The sequence below is a fragment of the Streptomyces sp. NPDC000229 genome, assembly GCF_040300825.1.
Lineage (GTDB): Bacteria > Actinomycetota > Actinomycetes > Streptomycetales > Streptomycetaceae > Streptomyces.
Genome location: NZ_JBEPEL010000010.1, coordinates 55353 through 72745, shown reverse-complemented (window position 1 = coordinate 72745; position 17393 = coordinate 55353). Strand labels below are relative to the sequence as shown.

General features: G+C 72.6%; 17 protein-coding genes and 1 pseudogene. 6 read left to right on the top strand and 12 right to left on the bottom strand.

What is annotated here, in order from left to right; translation table 11 throughout:
- Positions 1-304 precede the first annotated feature (304 nt).
- The 6 genes from ABT360_RS08555 to ABT360_RS08530 form a co-directional block, all read right to left on the bottom strand.
- A complete protein-coding gene (locus tag ABT360_RS08555) occupies positions 305-1309 on the bottom strand; it encodes a sugar phosphate isomerase/epimerase family protein (protein ID WP_351812750.1) in 1005 nt (334 codons plus the stop codon).
- Between the two features lie 10 nt (positions 1310-1319).
- Positions 1320-2501: a Gfo/Idh/MocA family protein gene (locus ABT360_RS08550; protein ID WP_351812747.1), complete on the bottom strand. Its 1182-nt coding sequence runs from the start codon at positions 2499-2501 to the stop codon at positions 1320-1322.
- Between the two features lie 46 nt (positions 2502-2547).
- Positions 2548-3585: a substrate-binding domain-containing protein gene (locus tag ABT360_RS08545; protein WP_351812744.1), complete on the bottom strand. Its 1038-nt coding sequence runs from the start codon at positions 3583-3585 to the stop codon at positions 2548-2550.
- 40 nt (positions 3586-3625) lie between these two features.
- A complete protein-coding gene (locus ABT360_RS08540; protein ID WP_351812741.1) occupies positions 3626-4642 on the bottom strand; it encodes an ABC transporter permease in 1017 nt (338 codons plus the stop codon).
- On the bottom strand, positions 4639-6165 hold the full coding sequence (locus tag ABT360_RS08535) for a sugar ABC transporter ATP-binding protein (protein ID WP_351812738.1): 1527 nt from the start codon (positions 6163-6165) through the stop codon (positions 4639-4641). The genes ABT360_RS08540 and ABT360_RS08535 overlap by 4 nt, the downstream gene beginning before the upstream one ends.
- Positions 6166-6358: 193 nt before the next feature.
- Entirely contained in the window at positions 6359-7540 is a 1182-nt protein-coding gene (locus ABT360_RS08530; protein WP_351812735.1) for an ROK family transcriptional regulator, read from the bottom strand.
- 221 nt (positions 7541-7761) lie between these two features.
- On the opposite strand from ABT360_RS08530, the gene ABT360_RS08525 reads away from it, so the two are divergent.
- On the top strand, positions 7762-8061 hold the full coding sequence (locus ABT360_RS08525) for a hypothetical protein (RefSeq protein ID WP_351812733.1): 300 nt from the start codon (positions 7762-7764) through the stop codon (positions 8059-8061).
- A gap of 66 nt (positions 8062-8127) precedes the next feature.
- Here ABT360_RS08525 and ABT360_RS08520 read toward each other — a convergent pair whose 3' ends face one another.
- On the bottom strand, positions 8128-9066 hold the full coding sequence (locus ABT360_RS08520; protein WP_351812730.1) for a beta-ketoacyl-ACP synthase III: 939 nt from the start codon (positions 9064-9066) through the stop codon (positions 8128-8130).
- Between the two features lie 235 nt (positions 9067-9301).
- On the opposite strand from ABT360_RS08520, the pseudogene ABT360_RS08515 reads away from it, so the two are divergent.
- Both ABT360_RS08515 and fdhD read left to right on the top strand, forming a co-directional pair.
- Positions 9302-9534: pseudogene (locus tag ABT360_RS08515) on the top strand (2Fe-2S iron-sulfur cluster-binding protein); the annotation flags it as partial.
- A gap of 5 nt (positions 9535-9539) precedes the next feature.
- The gene (gene fdhD / locus ABT360_RS08510; protein ID WP_351812727.1) at positions 9540-10388 is read left to right on the top strand and encodes a formate dehydrogenase accessory sulfurtransferase FdhD; all 849 of its coding nucleotides are present in this window, start codon (positions 9540-9542) and stop codon (positions 10386-10388) included.
- 78 nt (positions 10389-10466) lie between these two features.
- On the opposite strand, the gene ABT360_RS08505 is transcribed toward fdhD, so the two are convergent.
- Positions 10467-10856: a (2Fe-2S) ferredoxin domain-containing protein gene (locus tag ABT360_RS08505; RefSeq protein ID WP_351812724.1), complete on the bottom strand. Its 390-nt coding sequence runs from the start codon at positions 10854-10856 to the stop codon at positions 10467-10469.
- 188 nt (positions 10857-11044) lie between these two features.
- On the opposite strand from ABT360_RS08505, the gene ABT360_RS08500 reads away from it, so the two are divergent.
- The gene (locus tag ABT360_RS08500; RefSeq protein ID WP_351812721.1) at positions 11045-11254 is read left to right on the top strand and encodes a hypothetical protein; all 210 of its coding nucleotides are present in this window, start codon (positions 11045-11047) and stop codon (positions 11252-11254) included.
- Between the two features lie 9 nt (positions 11255-11263).
- On the opposite strand, the gene ABT360_RS08495 is transcribed toward ABT360_RS08500, so the two are convergent.
- On the bottom strand, positions 11264-12301 hold the full coding sequence (locus tag ABT360_RS08495; RefSeq protein WP_351812718.1) for a bile acid:sodium symporter family protein: 1038 nt from the start codon (positions 12299-12301) through the stop codon (positions 11264-11266).
- 127 nt (positions 12302-12428) lie between these two features.
- On the opposite strand from ABT360_RS08495, the gene ABT360_RS08490 reads away from it, so the two are divergent.
- Both ABT360_RS08490 and ABT360_RS08485 read left to right on the top strand, forming a co-directional pair.
- Positions 12429-13289 carry a LysR substrate-binding domain-containing protein gene (locus tag ABT360_RS08490; RefSeq protein WP_444852194.1) on the top strand — a complete coding sequence of 287 codons (861 nt, stop codon included), beginning with the start codon at positions 12429-12431 and terminating at the stop codon, positions 13287-13289.
- A 256-nt stretch (positions 13290-13545) separates the two neighbouring features.
- The gene (locus ABT360_RS08485; protein ID WP_351812715.1) at positions 13546-15345 is read left to right on the top strand and encodes an AMP-dependent synthetase/ligase; all 1800 of its coding nucleotides are present in this window, start codon (positions 13546-13548) and stop codon (positions 15343-15345) included.
- A 6-nt stretch (positions 15346-15351) separates the two neighbouring features.
- Here the strand turns inward: ABT360_RS08485 and pqqE are convergent, their stop codons facing one another.
- The 3 genes from pqqE to pqqC are packed head-to-tail and all read right to left on the bottom strand — an operon-like array spanning position 15352 to position 17389.
- Positions 15352-16455, bottom strand: coding sequence for a pyrroloquinoline quinone biosynthesis protein PqqE (gene pqqE / locus ABT360_RS08480; protein ID WP_351812712.1), 1104 nt, complete (start codon positions 16453-16455; stop codon positions 15352-15354).
- On the bottom strand, positions 16452-16712 hold the full coding sequence (pqqD, locus tag ABT360_RS08475) for a pyrroloquinoline quinone biosynthesis peptide chaperone PqqD (RefSeq protein WP_351812709.1): 261 nt from the start codon (positions 16710-16712) through the stop codon (positions 16452-16454). The genes pqqE and pqqD overlap by 4 nt, the downstream gene beginning before the upstream one ends.
- A complete protein-coding gene (pqqC, locus tag ABT360_RS08470) occupies positions 16709-17389 on the bottom strand; it encodes a pyrroloquinoline-quinone synthase PqqC (RefSeq protein WP_351812854.1) in 681 nt (226 codons plus the stop codon). Before pqqC ends, pqqD begins: the two co-directional genes overlap by 4 nt.
- Positions 17390-17393 lie beyond the last annotated feature (4 nt).

The following is a 17393-nucleotide window of genomic DNA, read 5'->3' as shown; positions in this document are numbered from 1 at the left end:
GTCCGGGGACCGGCGTGCGCCGTCACGCTGGTCGCTGGTCGGGGTCGGGGTCGGGGTTGGCCGGGGTCGGTGGGGCGGGAGAGGGTGGGGCGGAGGTGGAGGTGGGTCCAAGCCCGATGAGGTGTCCTGTACACATCAGGGCCGTCACACGGAAGGGACGTTAGCCGGGTTGGTCCTGCGCCGAAAGCCCTTGCGAGAGAAGGGAATTCCTCTTTCTCCCGGCGCTGGACAAAGCCGGGGGCGGGCAGCGCGGACCGTCCGGTGACGGCGACCGCCACCAGCCCGGTGAACTGCACCGATGCCCCTATTCGGCACCTCCGAACGCCGCGTCGAAGGAGGCCGCGGGCGGATCGAAGTCGTACCGTTTCAGCGTGGCAAGCGCTTCCGGCGCACCGGTCAGCCGGTCCATCCCGGCGTCCTCCCACTCCACCGACACGGGCCCGTCGTAGCCGATCGAGCGCAGCATCCGGAACACGTCCTCCCAGGGCACGTCCCCGTGCCCGGCCGACACGAAGTCCCAGCCGCGCCGGGGATCGCCCCACGGCAGGTGCGAGCCGAGCCGGCCGTTGCGGCCGTCGAGCCGCCGCCGCGCCTCCTTGCAGTCCACGTGGTAGATCCGGTCCCGGAAGTCGTAGAGGAACCCGACCGGGTCCAGGTCCTGCCAGACGAAGTGACTCGGGTCGAAGTTGAGCCCGAAGGCCGGGCGCCGGTCCACCGCCTCCAGGGCACGCTGTGTCGTCCAGTAGTCGTACGCGATCTCGCTGGGGTGTACCTCGTGGGCGAACCGCACGCCTTCCGCGTCGAACACGTCCAGGATCGGGTTCCACCGCTCGGCGAAGTCCTCGTACCCGCGCTCGATCATCCGCTCCGGGACCGGCGGGAACATCGCCACCAGATGCCAGATGGACGACCCGGTGAACCCGATGACCGTGCGCACGCCGAAGGCGGCGGCCGCCCGCGCGGTGTCCGCGAGTTCCCGCGCGGCCCGCTGCCGCACGCCCTCCGGGTCACCGTCGCCCCAGATCCGTCCCGGCACGATGGCCTGGTGGCGCTCGTCGATGGGGTGGTCGCAGACGGCCTGGCCGACCAGGTGGTTGGAGATGGCCCAGCACCGCAGCCCGTACTTGTCGAGCAGCGCCCGGCGCCCGTCCAGGTACGAGGGGTCGGTCAGCGCCTTGTCGACCTCGAAGTGGTCGCCCCAGCAGGCGAGTTCGAGCCCGTCGTAGCCGAAGTCACGGGCGAGGCGGCAGACCTCCTCCAGCGGCAGGTCGGCCCACTGGCCGGTGAAGAGGGTGAAGGGACGTGGCACGGCGAACCTCCTACAGCGACACGGGGGTGTAGACGGCGTTCTTCTCGGCGCTCTCCTCCACGGCCGCCAGCACGCGCTGCACCTGCAGCCCGTCCGCGAAGGACGGCGCCGGCTCGGCGCCCGAGGCGATGGCGTGGACGAGGTCGCGCGCCTGGTGGGCGAAGGTGTGCTCATAGCCGAGGGCGTGGCCGGGCGGCCACCACGCTTCCAGGTACGGGTGGTCCGGCTCGGTGACGAGGATCCGCCGGAAGCCGGCCGACTCGGCCGGGTCGCCGCCGTCGAAGAACGAGAGCTCGTTCAGCCGTTCCAGGTCGAAGGCGAGCGAGCCCCGCTCCCCGTTGATCTCCAGCCGCAGCGCGTTCTTGCGGCCCGCCGCCATCCGCGTCGCCTCGAACGACACGAGCGCCCCCGACGCCAGCCGCCCCGTGAAGACCGCCGCGTCGTCCACCGTCACCGTGCCGCGCTCGGCGCCCCCCGACGCCGAGAGCCCGGCCGACGCCCCGGCGAGCAGCGGCCGCTCGCGTACGAAGGTCTCGGTGAGCGCCGACACCCCCACGAGCGGCTCCCCCGCCAGGTACTGCGCGAGGTCCACGATGTGCGCGCCGAGGTCGCCGAGGGCCCCGGATCCGGCGTGCTTGCGCTCCAGCCGCCAGGTGAGCGGGAAGTCCGGGTCGACGAGCCAGTCCTGGAGATACGTCACCCGTACGTGGCGCAGCGCGCCCAGCCGCCCGTCGGCGATGAGCTCCCGCGCGTACGCCATGGCGGGCACGCGCCGGTAGTTGAAGCCGACCATGGCGACCTGCCCGCGGGCCCGCGCCCGCCCGGCGGCCGCGACCATGGCCTCCGCCTCTGCGACCGTGTTCGCGAGGGGCTTCTCGCACAGGACGTGCTTGCCCGCCTCCAGGGCGGCGATGGCGATCTCGGCGTGGCTGTCGCCCGGGGTGCAGATGTCCACCACGTCCACCTCGTCCCGCGCGACGAGGTCCCGCCAGTCGGTTTCGGCGGCCGCCCAGCCGTGTCTGTCCGCGGCCGCCCGCACGGCGGCGGCGTCGCGTCCGCAGACCGCGGCAAGCACCGGCCGCAGCGGCAGGTCGAAGACACGGCCCACGGTGCGCCAGCCCTGTGAATGGGCGGCGCCCATGAAGGCGTACCCGACCATGCCGATGCCGATGGTCCGTTCCTGCTGCGCCATACGGGTTCCTCCTCGTCGGTTGCTCGGTGGGGGCGGGCAGAGCCGGTCAGCTGAAGCCCGTCGGCAGGTACTCGTCGACGTTCTCCTTGGTCACCACGGCCGAGTACAGGGTGATCGACGCCGGGATCTCCAGCTCCGACATGCCGCTGACGCCCTTCTTCTGGCCCAGCGCGCGGGCCAGGTCGACGGCGGAGGCGGCCATGGTCGGCGGGTAGAGCACGGTCGCCTTCAGCACGCTGTTGTCGGCCTTGATGGCGTCCATCGCCGACTTGGCGCCCGCTCCGCCGACCATCAGGAAGTCCGTCCTGCCCGCCTGCTGGATGGCGCGCAGCGCGCCCACGCCCTGGTCGTCGTCGTGGTTCCACAGCGCGTCGAACTGCTGCTGTGCCTGAAGCAGCTGGGCCATCTTGGCCTGGCCGGACTCGACGGTGAACTCGGCGGCCTGCCGCGCCACTTTCCTGATGTTGGGGTAGTTCTTCAGGGCGTCGTCGAAACCCTGGGTGCGCTGCTTGGTCAGCTCCAGGTTGTCCATGCCCGCGAGTTCGACGACCTTGGCGTTCGGCTTGTCCTTGAGCTGCTCGCCGATGTAGCGGCCGGCGTTCAGGCCCATGCCGTAGTTGTCGCCGCCGATCCAGCAGCGGTACGCCTGCGGGGAGGCGAAGACCCGGTCGAGGTTGATCACCGGGATGCCGGCCTTCATGGCCTGGAGGCCGACCTGGGTGAGGGCCTTGCCGTCGGCCGGCAGGATGACCAGGACGTCGACCTTCTTGTTGATCAGGGTCTGGATCTGGCCGATCTGGGCGGCGGTGTCGTTGGAGCCCTCGGTGATCTCCAGGGTCACCTCGGAGTACTTCTCCGCTCGCTGCTTGGCGTTCTCGTTGATGGCGTTGAGCCAGCCGTGGTCGGCCTGCGGGCCGGCGAAGCCGATGGTCACCGGCGTGCCGGGCTTGTCGTCGGCGGCCGGCACGTTGTTGGTGGCGGGGGTGGAGTTCTTGGGTTCGTTGCTGGTGCAGGCGGTCAGCAGGGCGCCGGCGGAGACGGCGGCCGTGCCGAACAGCAGTCCTCTGCGGCTGGTTTCTGGCATGGCGGTGGAACCCTTCCGGTCGGGACTCACAAAGGGGGGATCAGGCTTCGCCGGAGCCGCGCGCGGTGCGGCGCTGGACCAGGACGGCGGCGACGATGATCGCGCCCTTGGCGATCTGCTGGACGTCGCTCTGGAGGTTGTTCAGGGCGAAGATGTTGGTGATGGTGGTGAAGACGAGGACGCCCAGTACGGAGCCGACGATGGTGCCGCGTCCGCCGCTGAGCAGGGTGCCGCCGATGATCGCGGCGGCGATCGCGTCGAGTTCGTACAGGTTGCCGTTGGTGTTCTGGCCGGATCCCGCGAGGACGATCAGCAGGAAGGCCGCGATCCCGCAGCACAGCCCGGACAGCAGGTAGAGGTAGAGGCGCTGGCGGCGTACGTCGATCCCGGCGAGCCGTGCCGCCTCCGCGTTGCCGCCGACCGCGACGGTCCGGCGCCCGAACGTGGTGCGGTTCAGCAGCAGCCAGCCGATGACGGTGACGGCGGCGAAGACGAGGACGAGCGGCGGTATGCCGAGGACGTACGAGTCGGGGACGCCGAGGTCGAGGACGGACTGGACGGTGACGATCTGGGTCTTGCCGTCGGTGATCTGGAGGGCGAGGCCGCGCGCCGAGGCGAGCATGGCGAGGGTCGCGATGAAGGGGACCATTCCTCCGTACGCGATGAGCACGCCGTTCACCAGGCCGCACCCCAGCCCCACCACCACGGCGGTGAACAGGATCCCGGCGAAACCGTACTCCTGGGTGGCGACGGTGGTCGCCCACACGGAGGCGAGGGCGACGATCGCGCCGACCGACAGGTCGATGCCGCCGCTGGTGATGACGAACGTCATGCCGACGGTGACGACCCCGATGACGGACGCCTGGGTGAGGACCAGTTGGAGGTTGGAGGTGTCGAGGAACTGGTCGGGCTTGGTGATGCCGCCGACCGCGATCAGTACGGCGAGGACACCGAGCAGGGAAAGGTTGCGGACGTCGGCCCGCAGCCCCAGGGGCGGACGGCCACCGGCTTTGCCGACGGGTGGTTCGGCGGTGGTGACCGGAGCGGGCTGCGTCATGACGTCGGGCTCCCTTCCATCACAAGGTCGAGTACGCGGTGTTCGTCGAGCTCGTGCGCGGGCGCCGTGTGCACGACGTGGCCCTCCCGGAGCACCAGCACCCGGTCGGCGAGGCCCAGCACTTCGGGGACCTCGCTCGAGACCAGCAGCACGGCGAGCCCGTCGTCGGCGAGGCGGCGGATCACGGCGTACAGCTCGGCTCGGGCACCGACGTCGACGCCTCGGGTGGGCTCGTCGAGGAGGAGGACGCGGCAGCCGCGCAGCAGCCAGCGCGCGAGGACGGCCTTCTGCTGGTTGCCGCCGGAGAGGGTGCGGACGCGGGCGTCGGGGTTGTCGGGGCGCAGCGACAGTTCGCGGGTGGCGGTACGGGCGGCGGTCCGTTCGGCGGTGCGGTCGATCCAGCCGACCCGCGAGAAGCGGGCCAGGGACGACACGGAGACGTTGCGCGTCACGGATTCGAGCATCAGCAGGCCCTGCGCCTTGCGTTCCTCGGGGGCGAGGCCGAGTCCGGCGCGGACGGCGGCGCGGACGCTGCCGGGGCGCAGGGGCCGGCCGTCGACGAGGACACGTCCGGCGGTGGGGCGGCGGGCGCCGTAGACGGTCTCCAGGATCTCGGAGCGTCCTGAGCCGACGAGCCCGGCGAGGCCGACGATCTCGCCGGGCCGCAGTTCCAGGTCGACCGGTGCGAACTCGCCCTCGCGCGCGAGGCCTTCGACCCTCAGCACGGGCGCCCGGGTGGTGGTGACCGGGCGGCCGGGGCGCTCGGGGAAGACGTACTCGACGTTCCGGCCGGTCATCATGGCAACGATGTCGCGTGTCGGCGTGTCCTGGGCGGACAGTCCCCCGGCGACGGCCCGCCCGTCCTTCAGTACGGTCACGCGGTCGCCGATGCGGCGGATCTCCTCCAGCCGGTGGGAGATGTAGACGACGGCGACCCCGCCGGCGGTGAGGTCGCCGACGATCCGGAAGAGGTTGGCGGTCTCGTCGGGGTCGAGGGCGGCGGACGGCTCGTCCATGACGATGAGGCGTACGTCGTGGGAGAGCGCGCGGGCCATGGAGACGATCTGCTGCTGGGCGGCGGACAGGTCGCCGACCGCCCGGGCGGGGTCGATCTCCGGGTGGCCGAGCCGGCGCAGCAGGGCGGCGGTGGCGGCACGGGCGCTCCGGCCGCGCACGACGAAGCCGGCGGTGGTGGGCTCGTGGCCGAGGAAGACGTTCTCGGCCACGGACAGGCCTTCCACCAGGTCCAGTTCCTGGTAGATGGTGGCGATGCCGAGGCGCATGGCCGCGCTGGGCGACTTCAGTGCGACCTGTTCGCCGCGCCAGGTGATCGTGCCGTCGTCGGGCTGGTGGGCGCCGGCGAGGACCTTGATGAGGGTGGACTTTCCGGCGCCGTTCTGGCCGAGGAGGCAGTGGACTTCGCCGGGCCGGACCTCGAGATCGACACCGTCGAGGGCGCGGACGCCGGGGAACGACTTGGTGATGCCGGACATGGTGAGCAGGGGTGGTTCTGGTGGTGCCATGACGAATCCCCTCGGCGGGCGCGGTGCGTGCGGTGCGGTGCGGTGCGTGCGGTGCAGTGCAAGTGCAGTGCGTGCGTGCGTACGTACAGCAGTGCGTGCGGTGCAGTGCCGGTGAGCGGGCAGGGCGAGGTACCAGGTGTGCGGGGTGTGCGTACGAGGTGGTGCGGGTCCCGGCCGGGCAGGCCGGTGGTGATCAGGCCGGTGAGAAAAGGTGGTCGCTGATGAGCCGGGCGGCGCCGATGACTCCGGCGGTGGCGCCCAACTCCCCGAGGACGATGGGAAGATTGCCGGTGGCCAGGGGCAGGGACGTGCGGTAGACCTGGGTGCGGACGGCGGCGAGCAGGTTGTGGCCGAGGCCGGTCACCCCTCCGCCGATCACCACCAGGCCCGGGTTGAAGAAGCTGACGAGCCCCGCGATGACCTGTCCGACCCGGTTGCCGCCCTCGCGGATCAGGGCGAGCGAGGTGGCGTCGCCGGCGGCCGCGGCCGCGGCGACGTCCACGGCGGTGAGCCGCCCGGCCGCCTCCAGCCGACGGGCGAGTTCCTCGGACTGGCCGGCGCGCGCCGCGTCCTCGGCGTCCCTGGCGAGCGCGGCTCCGCTGAAGTGGGCCTCCAGGCAGCCCCGGTTGCCGCACGCGCAGGCACGACCGTCGGGGACGACCTGGATGTGGCCGATGTCGCCGGCGCTGCCCGTCGTACCGCGGTAGACCTGGCCGCCGACGACGATGCCGCAGCCGATGCCGGTACCGATCTTGACGCAGAGGTAGTCACGCGCGGAGCGGGCGACGCCCGCGTGCTGCTCCCCCATCGCCATCAGGTTCACGTCGTTGTCGACCATGACCGGGCAGCCGAGCTCCTGGCTGAGCGCCTCCCGGACGGGGAAGCCGTCCCAACCGGGCATGATCGGCGGAGCGACCGGTACGCCCTCGGGAAAGCGGACCGGCCCCGGTACGCCTATTCCGGCGCCGTCGAGGCCTTCGGTGAGGCCGGACGCCTTGAGCTTGGCCGCCATGGCGAGCACCTGTTCGAACACGGCGACGGGGCCTTCGCGTACGTCCATGGGGTGGTTGAGATGGCCCAGTACCTCCAGCTCCGCGTTGGTGACGGCCACGTCGATCGAGGTGGCGCCGATGTCGACGCCGAGGAACCGGAGGCCGGGCGCGAGGCGGATGTTGTGCGACCGCCGCCCGCCCCGGGACGCGGCGAGCCCGTCGGCCACCACGAGCCCGGTCTCCAGCAGCCGGTCCACCTCGACGGCCAGTTTGGAGCGGGACAGCTCGATCTGGTCCCCGAGCTGCGCCCGGGAGTTGGGCCCGCCGTCGCGCAACAGCCGCAGCAGCCGGGCCTGGTGCGCATTGGCGGGTCGAGCCGTCATACGTCTCACGCGCCCCTCCCCGCCGTCGTGTCCGGCCTTGGTGTGCTGCTTTCGAGGGGAACGTAGCAGCGCTTTGCCGCAGGGGGAAGAAGTTGCGCGGCAATCCATGCCAACTTTCTCCACAGTCAGGACAAAGCCCGGTGCCACCACGCCCGTTGGGCGCGTGTGGCGCCGACGCTTGTACGGTGGCCGCGGAGTTGCGGCCGGAGGAAGGGGGCGGGATGAGCCGGGTGGTCCGGGTGTTCACCGTGGGGGTTCTGGTGATCAGCGGTGCCGGGTACGGAGCCACCGCCCACATCAACGGCACCACCCACGCGACCACGCCACCCAGCCCGTACGCGTCCCAGCCCCCGCCGCCGGACTGCACCTCTCCCGGGAAGCACCCCGCCGACTGCCCTCCGCCCGGCGACGACTGCGCCTCCCCCGTCCCCGCCCGACCGCTCCCCCTCCTCACCGGGGACCCCGGGCGTGAGGCACCCGCGTGCACCGGACTCTTCGTGGCCGTGCGCGAAGCGGACTGACCGGCGGGGGTCAGGCCGTGTCGGACGTCGCGTGGCGAGAGACGCGGGTCACCGCCGCCGTGAGGCTCACGGAACGCGGACGACCTGACCGGCGTACGAGAGGTTCCCGCCGAAGCCGAAGAGCAGCGCGGGCGCGCCGGAGGCCACCTCGCCCCGCTCGACCAGCTTGCTGAGCGCCATGGGGATGGAGGCGGCCGAGGTGTTGCCGGACTCGGTGACGTCGCGGGCGATCACCGCGTTGACCGCCCCGATCTTCTGGGCGACGGGCTCGATGATGCGCAGGTTCGCCTGGTGCAGCACGACCGCCGCCAGTTCCTCGGGCGCGACGCCCGCCCGCTCGCACACCTTGCGGGCGATGGGCGGCAGCTGCGTGGTGGCCCAGCGGTAGACCGTCTGGCCCTCCTGGGCGAAGCGCGGCGGGGTGCCCTCGATACGGACGGCGTGGCCCATCTCCGGGACGGATCCCCACAGGACCGGCCCGATACCGGCGTCCGGTGCGGCCTCGACGACCGCCGCGCCCGCACCGTCGCCGACCAGGACGCAGGTGGTCCGGTCGGTCCAGTCGGTGATCTCGGTCATCTTGTCGGCGCCGATCACCAGCACGCGGCTCGCCGAGCCCGCCCGTACGGCATGGTCGGCGGTGGCCAGCGCGTGGGTGAAGCCGGCGCAGACGACATTGAGGTCCATGGTGGCGGGTGCCCCCATGCCCAGCCGGGCGGCGACCCGGGCCGCGGTGTTCGGGGAGCGGTCGATCGCCGTCGAGGTGGCGACGAGGACGAGGTCCACGTCGGCCGGGGCGAGCCCGGCGGCGGCCAGCGCCTTGGCGCCCGCGTGGGCGGCCATCTCGTCGACGGGCTCGTCGGGGCCCGCCACATGGCGGGTCCTGATGCCGACCCGGCTGGTGATCCACTCGTCGCTGGTGTCGACCAGCGCGGCCAGGTCGGCGTTGGTGAGGACTTTGGCGGGCTGGTAGTGCCCGAGCGCGGCGATACGAGTGCCCGTCATGCTCGGGACCCCCTTGGTGGCGATGTGCAGGAGCTTCCCAGTCTCACCAGCGACTGACGAGTAACCGGTCAGGTGAACCGACAGGATTCACGCCCGCCTCTTGGAGAGTCCGCAACATCACCCGTCCCAGCCGGTCTCGCCATGAAAAGCTGTTCGGCCCCTTGAGCGGCCGTCCCGCATCCCCCGATCCCGCTCTCTGGAGCCGGGGCGGGCGGGCGAACCACCCCATCCGCGCCCGCCCGGCGCGCTCGGCTTCCGCGGCGAGGTCGGCATGCGGGCCGGCCGGCACATGGGACGAGTCGCGCCGGACGTACCGCGGAGCCGGCCGCAACCTCACCGTGCACGTGCAGGACAATGAGATCGTCGAGGTCACCTCGCCGCACGACAGCCCGGTGACGGCACGGCAATCTCTGCATCAAGGGCCGTTTCGGCCACCCACACGTACAGAACCTTCAGAAGCGGGACTGATCAGCATGGGACGGGTCACCGAACGCCGCCGCGTCATCCGCATCCGGGACGGAGCCGTCTCGACCCGTCCCGACACCCTGGTCGCCGAGGAGCCGCTGGAGATCCGGCTCAACGGCAAGCCGCTCGCCATCACCATGCGCACACCGGGTGACGACTTCGCGCTGGCGGCGGGCTTCCTCGTCAGCGAGGGCGTCCTGGGCGCCGCCGCCGAGGTACGGAACATCGTGTACTGCGCCGGGGCCAAGGACGACGGGACGAACACGTACAACGTGGTGGACGTACAGCTCGCCCCCGGCGTCGCCGTCCCGGACATCACGCTGGAGCGGAACGTCTACACGACGTCGTCGTGCGGCCTGTGCGGCAAGGCCGGCCTGGACGCGGTACGCACCACGGCCCGCTTTCCGATCGCCGACACTCCCCCGCTCCTGGTCGAGCCGGAGCTGCTGGCCGTCCTCCCGGACCGGCTGCGGGAAGCGCAGCGGGTGTTCGACCGGACCGGCGGGCTGCACGCGGCCGCGCTGTTCTCGGAGGACGGCGAGCTGCTCGACGTACGGGAGGACGTGGGGCGGCACAACGCGGTGGACAAGCTGGTCGGCCGGGCGCTGCGGGAGGACCTGCTGCCGCTGGACCGGGCGATCCTGCTGGTGTCGGGGCGGGCGTCGTTCGAGCTGGTGCAGAAGGCGGTGATGGCGGGAATTCCGATGCTGGCCGCGGTGTCGGCGCCGTCGTCCCTGGCCGTGGACCTGGCCGCCGAGACGGGCCTGACGCTGGTCGGTTTCCTGCGCGGACGGAACATGAACGTGTACGCGGGTGAGGACCGGATCGCCCTGACGGCAGCTGCCTCCCGGGGCTGACGCCCTGCCCCGCCCGGCGCTCGGGCCGGGCCGGCCGGCCGGCGGGATGCGCTCCCTGCGCCGGCCGGTTGCCGCGCCCTACTTCTTGTTCGGCGGGTCGATCATCTGGAGCGTGAGCGTGGCCGGGGGCTCCGCGATGCCGGGCCCGCCCGCCTCCACCCACGCGAGGATGTCGTCGAGGCAGTCGTCGTCGAGCGCCCACCCGATCCACGCGGCGCGGGCGCCCCGCCGCCGGGCCTCGGTGGAGGGCTGGACGACCACCACGTTGGCCTGGCCGCACGGCCCGAGGCAGTCACTGGTGCGGACGGAGAGCCGGCCGCCGGACGCCGCCGCGGCCGCACGCAACCGGGCCAGCTGGCCCGCGTGGTCGGTCCCGGGGCGCTTGCGGGCGTCGCCGCAGCAGCAGCCGCGGCAGACGACCAGGGAACAGGGGCGGCTGGCGCCGGGGCGTATCCAGGTGCGGTTCACCGGGCGGCGTCCTGGGCGTCGGATGAGGGCATGGCCTCACGGTATCGACCGGCGTGATCATCACCGGTCGGTGGGGTGCACGATCCGTTCCAGCAGGGCGACGAACCGGTCGCGTTCGGGGGGGCGGGGGGGCCAGGAGTTCGTCGTCGGCGCGGTCGGCGGCGGCCTCGCAGCGGCGGAGGCGGCCGGTGCCGTCGGCGGTGACGGTGATGGCGTTCTTGCGGCGGTCGGTGGGGTCGGGGGCGCGGGGTGACCAGGCCGTCGTCCTCGAAATCGTTGAGGATGCCGGCCCTGTCCTTGGGGCCGAGGGCGAGGCTGCGGCCGAGTTCGGCCTGGGCGACGGGTCCACGCTCATCGAGGCCCGGGCGAACCTGGGCAAGGTGGTGCCGGTCCCATGACGGCAGCCGTCAGCGCCGGGCGGGCTCCGGCGCGGGGCGGGCCGGGTCCGGCTGGGGCGCCGGGTCGTTCGCGCGGCGCTTGGCGATGACCGCGCAGACCATCAGCTGCACCTGGTGGAACAGCATCAGCGGCAGCACGGCGAGTGAGGCGTGCGCGCCGAACAGCACGCTCGCCATCGGCAGGCCCGCCGCCAGGCTCTTCTTGGACCCGGCGAACTGGATCGCGATCCGGTCCTCCCGCCCGAATCCGAGCCTCCCCGCCCCGTACCAGGTGAGCGCCAGCATCACGGCGAGCAGCACCGCCTCCACGGCCAGCAGCGCCGCCAGCCGCGCCGGGGTGACCTGGTGCCAGACGCCCTGGACCATGCCCTCGCTGAAGGCCGTGTAGACGACGAGCAGGATCGAGCCGCGGTCGACGTACCCCAGCGGCTTCTTGTGCCGGGTGAGGAAACCGGCCGTCCACCGGCGCAGCGCCTGCCCCGCCAGGAACGGCACCAGCAACTGGGCGACGATCTTCACCAGGGAGTCCGCCGAGAAGCCACCGCCACCGCCTCCCAGCAACAGGGCGGCCAGCAGCGGTGTGAGGACGATCCCGGCCAGCGACGAGAAGGAGCCCGCGCAGATCGCGGCGGGCACGTTGCCCCGCGCCATCGAGGTGAAGGCGATCGACGACTGGATGGTGGACGGCACCAGGCACAGGAACAGCAGCCCGCCGTACAGGGCGGGCGTCAGCACGGTCGGCACGAGCCCCCTCGCGGCGAGACCGAGCAGCGGGAAGACCACGAACGTGGCCGCCAGCACCGTCCCGTGCAGCCGCCAGTGCCTCAGCCCGTCCAGTGCCTCACGGGTGGACAGCCGCGCCCCGTACAGGAAGAACAGCAGCGCGATCGCACCGGTGGAGACCCCGCCGACCGCGTCGGCGGCCCTGCCCGACGCCGGGAGCAGGGCCGCGAGGGCCACCGTCGCGATCAGCGCCAGGATGTACGGGTCGATCGGCGGGCGCAGGGGCGAGGTCAGGCGCAGGGGCAGGGGTCGGCGGCGGCTCATGTGCTCCACGTGCTCTCAGGTTCAGGTCGTGCCCTCACCATCGTGCATGGCGACGGGCCGATCGGGAATCCCGTATACCGCTCTGACTGTCATCACGTTCCGCGATGACCGCGCTAGCCTGGGGAGGGTGTACGAGCCCTCCCAGCTGCGCACCTTCCTGGCGGTCGCACAGACTCTGAGCTTCACCCAGGCCGCCCGCCGTCTGGGACTGCGCCAGTCGACCGTCAGCCAGCACGTGCGGCGGCTGGAGGAGGCGGCCGGGCGTGCGCTGTTCAGCCGGGACACCCACAGCGTGGAACTCACGGAGGACGGCGAGGCGATGCTCGGCTTCGCCCGGACGATCCTGGCCGCGCACGAGCGGGCGGCGGCGTTCTTCACGGGAACCCGGCTGCGCGGGCGGTTGCGTTTCGGGGTGTCGGAGGACTTCGTGCTGACCCGGCTGCCCGAGATCCTGGAGTCGTTCCGCCGTGAGCACCCCGAGGTGGACCTGGAGCTGACGGTCGGCCTGTCCGGCACGCTGCACGAGAAGCTGGCAGCCGGGCGGCTGGACCTGGTCCTCGCCAAGCGGCGCGGCGGCGACACCCACGGCCGGCTGGTCTGGCAGTCGACCCTGACCTGGATCGGCGCGCCCCGGCTGCGGCTGGATCCGGACCGCCCGGTGCCGCTGATCGTCTTCCCGCCGCCAGGCATCACCCGCGCCCGCGCCCTGGAGGCCCTGGAGGCGCACGGCCGCCCGTGGCGGATCGCCTGCACGAGTACGAGCCTGAGCGGCCTGATCGCGGCCGCCCGCGCCGGACTGGGCGTGATGGCCCACACCCGTGGCCTGATCCCGCCGGGTCTGAGGCCGGTCCCCGCTCGCGTCGGCCTGCCGGAGCTGGGCGACGTGGACTTCGTCCTCCTGCACGGCCGCCCCGAGGGCACCGCCCGGGAGGCGGCGGACGCCCTGGCTTCGGCCATCCTCGCGGGCGGCGACCGCCTGCACCGGTAGCCGGGCGCCCGCGAGGCGCGTGAGCGCGACGTACAGATTCCGTGGAGATTCCGGCCCCCGCTACTGACTGCCGGGTAAGTAGCGTGCGCGCGCCCACCCCCGTGGCCGGGCACTTAGCTTCTGACCTGTGGCGATGCCATACGGACAGGGTCCGCGAAGGCACTCCCGCGCGGGTCCGGCGTGGGGTACCGTCACCCTCCGCCGTGCGGAGCACCCCCCAAGGAGCAGGCCATTGCGCGAGTTCACTGTCCCCCCCATGGCGACGGCTCCCCCGGTCGGCGGACTGGCCGATTCCGTATTCGAGCACGCCGTGGACGATCCGGACCGTGTGGTGCTCGGTCGCAAGGACGCGGACGGGCAGTGGGTCGACGTGACGGCGGCGCGGTTCCGGGACGAGGTACTGGCGCTCGCCAAGGGGCTGCTCGCGGACGGCGTACGGTTCGGCGACCGGGTCGCCATCATGGCACGCACCCGCTACGAGTGGACGCTGTTCGACTTCGCACTGTGGACGGTGGGGGCCCAGTCCGTGCCCGTCTACCCCACCTCCTCCGCCGATCAGGTCCACTGGATGCTGCACGACGCCGAGGTGACCGCCTGCGTGGTGGAGCACGAGGACCACGCCATGACCATCGGCTCGGTGGTCGACCGGCTGCCCCGGCTCAAGCGGCTGTGGCAACTGGACGCCGGGGCGGTCGCCGAGCTGGTGGAGGCGGGTACGCGCATCGACGAGGAAGTGGTGCAGCGCCACCGGCGGGCGGTGACGCCCGAGTCGATCGCCACGGTCATCTACACGTCCGGGACGACAGGCCGCCCCAAGGGGTGTGTGCTGACCCACGCCAACTTCATGTTCGAGGCGGACACCCTGGTCAGCCGCTGGGAGCAGGTCTTCCACTCCAAGCCGGGCGACGAGGCGTCGACGCTGCTCTTCCTGCCGCTCGCGCATGTCTTCGGGCGGATGGTGGAGGTCGCGGCGATCCGTAAGCGGGTCAAGCTCGGCCACCAGCCGCAACTGGCGGCCGGACCGCTGCTGGCCGATCTGGCGGCGTTCCGGCCGACGTTCGTGCTGGCCGTGCCGTACATCTTCGAGAAGGTCTTCCAGGCGGCGCGGCGCCGGGCGGAGGCGGAGGGGAGGGCCGGTCCCTTCGACAAGGCCGTCGAGGTGGCGGTGCGGTACGCGGAGGCGCTGGAGAACAAGGCGTTCGGGCTGGGGCCCGGCCCATCGGCGGCGCTGCGGGTGCAGCACCAGTTCTTCGACAAGGTCGTGTACGGGAAGGTCCGCGAAGCGCTGGGCGGGCGCGTGCGGCACGCGATGTCGGGCGGGTCGGGGATGGCGCGGCGGCTCGGGCTGTTCTTCGAGGGTGCGGGTGTGACCGTGTACGAGGGGTACGGGCTGACGGAGTCGGCGTCGGCGGCCACCGCGAACCCGCCCGAGCGGACCAAGTACGGGACGGTCGGCCCGCCCATCCCGGGGACCACGGTGCACATCGCCGAGGACGGCGAGGTGTGGCTGCGCGGGCCGCACATCTTCGCCGGCTACCTCGGGAACCCGGCCGCGACCGCCACCGTGCTCCGCGACGGGTGGCTGGCGACCGGTGACCTCGGTGCGCTCGACGAGGACGGCTACCTGACGATCACGGGCCGGAAGAAGGAGATCCTGGTGACCTCGGGCGGCAAGAGCGTGCCGCCGGCCGGCCTGGAGGAGCGGGTGCGGTCCCATCCGCTGGTGGCGCAGTGCATCGTGGTCGGCAACGACCGCCCGTACATCGCCGCGCTGGTCACCCTCGACCAGGAGGCGGTCGAGCACTGGCTGGCCATGCAGAACAGGCCGCCCCTGCCGCCCGCCGAGCTGGTGCGGGACCCGGCGCTGGAGACGGAGATACGGCGGGCCGTGGTGGCGGCGAACACGCTGGTGTCGCAGGCCGAGTCGATCCGTACGTTCCGGATCCTGGCCCACCCGTTCACGGAGGAACACGGCCTGCTGACGCCGTCCCTGAAGCTGAAGCGGAAGGCGATCGAGGCGGCGTACGCGGCGGAGGTCGAGGCCCTGTACCGGTGACCGCGGTCATCGGCGCCCTTCCGTGCGGTAGGCGTAGCCGGCGCCCGTGCCCGGGCGGGCCGCGTCGACGAGGGCGGTGACGAGCCCGTGGTCGGGGGACTTCGGACAGACCGGGTCGGTGCGGGCGGCGTCGCCGGTCAGGGCGTACGCCTGGCAGCGGCAGCCGCCGAAGTCGGTGGTGCGCAGGGCGCAGCTGCGGCACGGTTCGCGCATCCATCCCTCGCCCCGGTACGCGGTGAAGGCCGGGGACTCGCGCCAGATCCGGTCCAGGGCGTGGTCCCTGACGTTCGGCGCGCCGAGCCCGGGCAGCGCGGCGGCGGCCGGGCAGGGCAGGACGGTGCCGTCGGGGTGGACGGTCAGGGACAGGGCGCCCCAGCCGCCCATGCAGGGCTTGGCGGTGCCGTCCACGTAGTCGGGCGCGACCCACACCAGGTCCAGCCGGCCGGCCAGTCGCTCCCGCCACCGTGCGACGGCGGCGCGGGCCCGGGCCACCTGCGCCCGGTCGGGCAGGAGCGCCGCACGGTTGCGCAGCGCCCAGCCGTAGAACTGGGTGTTGGCCAGCTCGATGCGCTCCGCGCCCCAGGCGAGGGCCAGCTCCACGAGGCCGTCCAGCGCGTCGAGGCTGGCCCGGTGCAGGACGACGTTGAGGCCCAGCGGCAGATGCGCCTCTCGTACGAGGCGGGCGGCGCGCTCCTTGGCGGTGAACGCCCTGGCTCCCGCGATGCGTTCGGCGGCGGCCGGGTCCGTGTGCTGCACGGACAGCTGGACGCTGCGCAGCCCGGCCGTGACCAGGCCGCGCAGCCGGTCCCGGGTGAGCCCGACGCCGCTGGTGACGAGCTGGGTGTGGATGCCCGCACCGTCGGCTGCGGCCACCAGGGCGTCCAGGTCGCGGCGCAGCAACGGCTCGCCGCCGGACAAGTGGGTCTGGACGACGCCGAGGGCGGCGGCCTGCCGGAAGACGTCCGCCCACTCGTCGGTGGTCAACTCGTCGGACCGCGCCGCCAGTTCGACGGGGTTGGAGCAGTACGCGCAGCGCAGCGGGCAGCCGTGGGTGAGTTCGGCGAGCAGGGCCCACGGCGGCGGGGGCAGTGGTGGGGACGGTGGCGTCATGTGAGCCAGCCCTCCTCCCGCAGCCGTCCGAGGAAGTCGGGCACCTCCTCGGCGACGGGCGCGCCCGGGTGGCGGGCGCGGAGCTCGGCGACGATGCCGTCGACGTCCCGCTCGCCGTCGCAGAGCCGCAGGACGGACCCCGCGTTGCCGTGCAGGACGACGACCCGTTCGGGCAGGACGAGCAGGTCGGTGCCGCGTACGCGGTCGTGCCGGAGCATCACGGACCGGGACAGCGCCGGTCGCCACGTACCGCTCATGCCCTTCCTCCGGCCTCGACGGCGTCCAGCAGCGACCACAGCACGTCGCACTTGAAGGCGAGCGCGGCCACGGCCCGGTCCTGCTCCTCGCGGGTGCGTGCCCAGTCCAGGACCAGGTCGAGCGCTTCGGCGCTGTCGCGTCCGCCCTGCCCGATCCGGTCACGGAAGTACGCGAGTCCGTCGGTCTCGATCCACGGGTAGTGCTTCTCGAACGCCTCGACGCGGGCGCGCATCAGGGTGGGTGCCGAGAGCTCGGTGAGGGAGGCGGCGACGGCGTCGAGCCGGGGGCGGAGCCGGCAGAAGTTCACATAGCCGTCGACGGCGAGCCGTACCCCCGGGAGGACGTCGTCGCCCGACTGGAGGCGCGCGCGGTCGATGCCGGCGGCCTCGCCGAGACGCAGCCAGCGTTCGATGCCTCCCTGGCCGTCCTTCTCCCCGTCGTGGTCCTGGATGCGCCGCAGCCACGCGCGGCGCAGCGCGGGCGTGTCGAGCTTGGCGAGGACGAGGGCGTCCTTGACGGGGATGTGGCGCTGGTAGTGGAAGCGGTTGACGATCCAGCGGCGCAGCTCGGTGGGGGTGAGGGTGCCGTTGTGCATACGGACGTTGAAGGGGTGGCGGTCGTGGTAGCGGTCGGCGGCGACGGCGCACAGCCGCGCCGTGAACTCGTCGCGGCTCATGGGC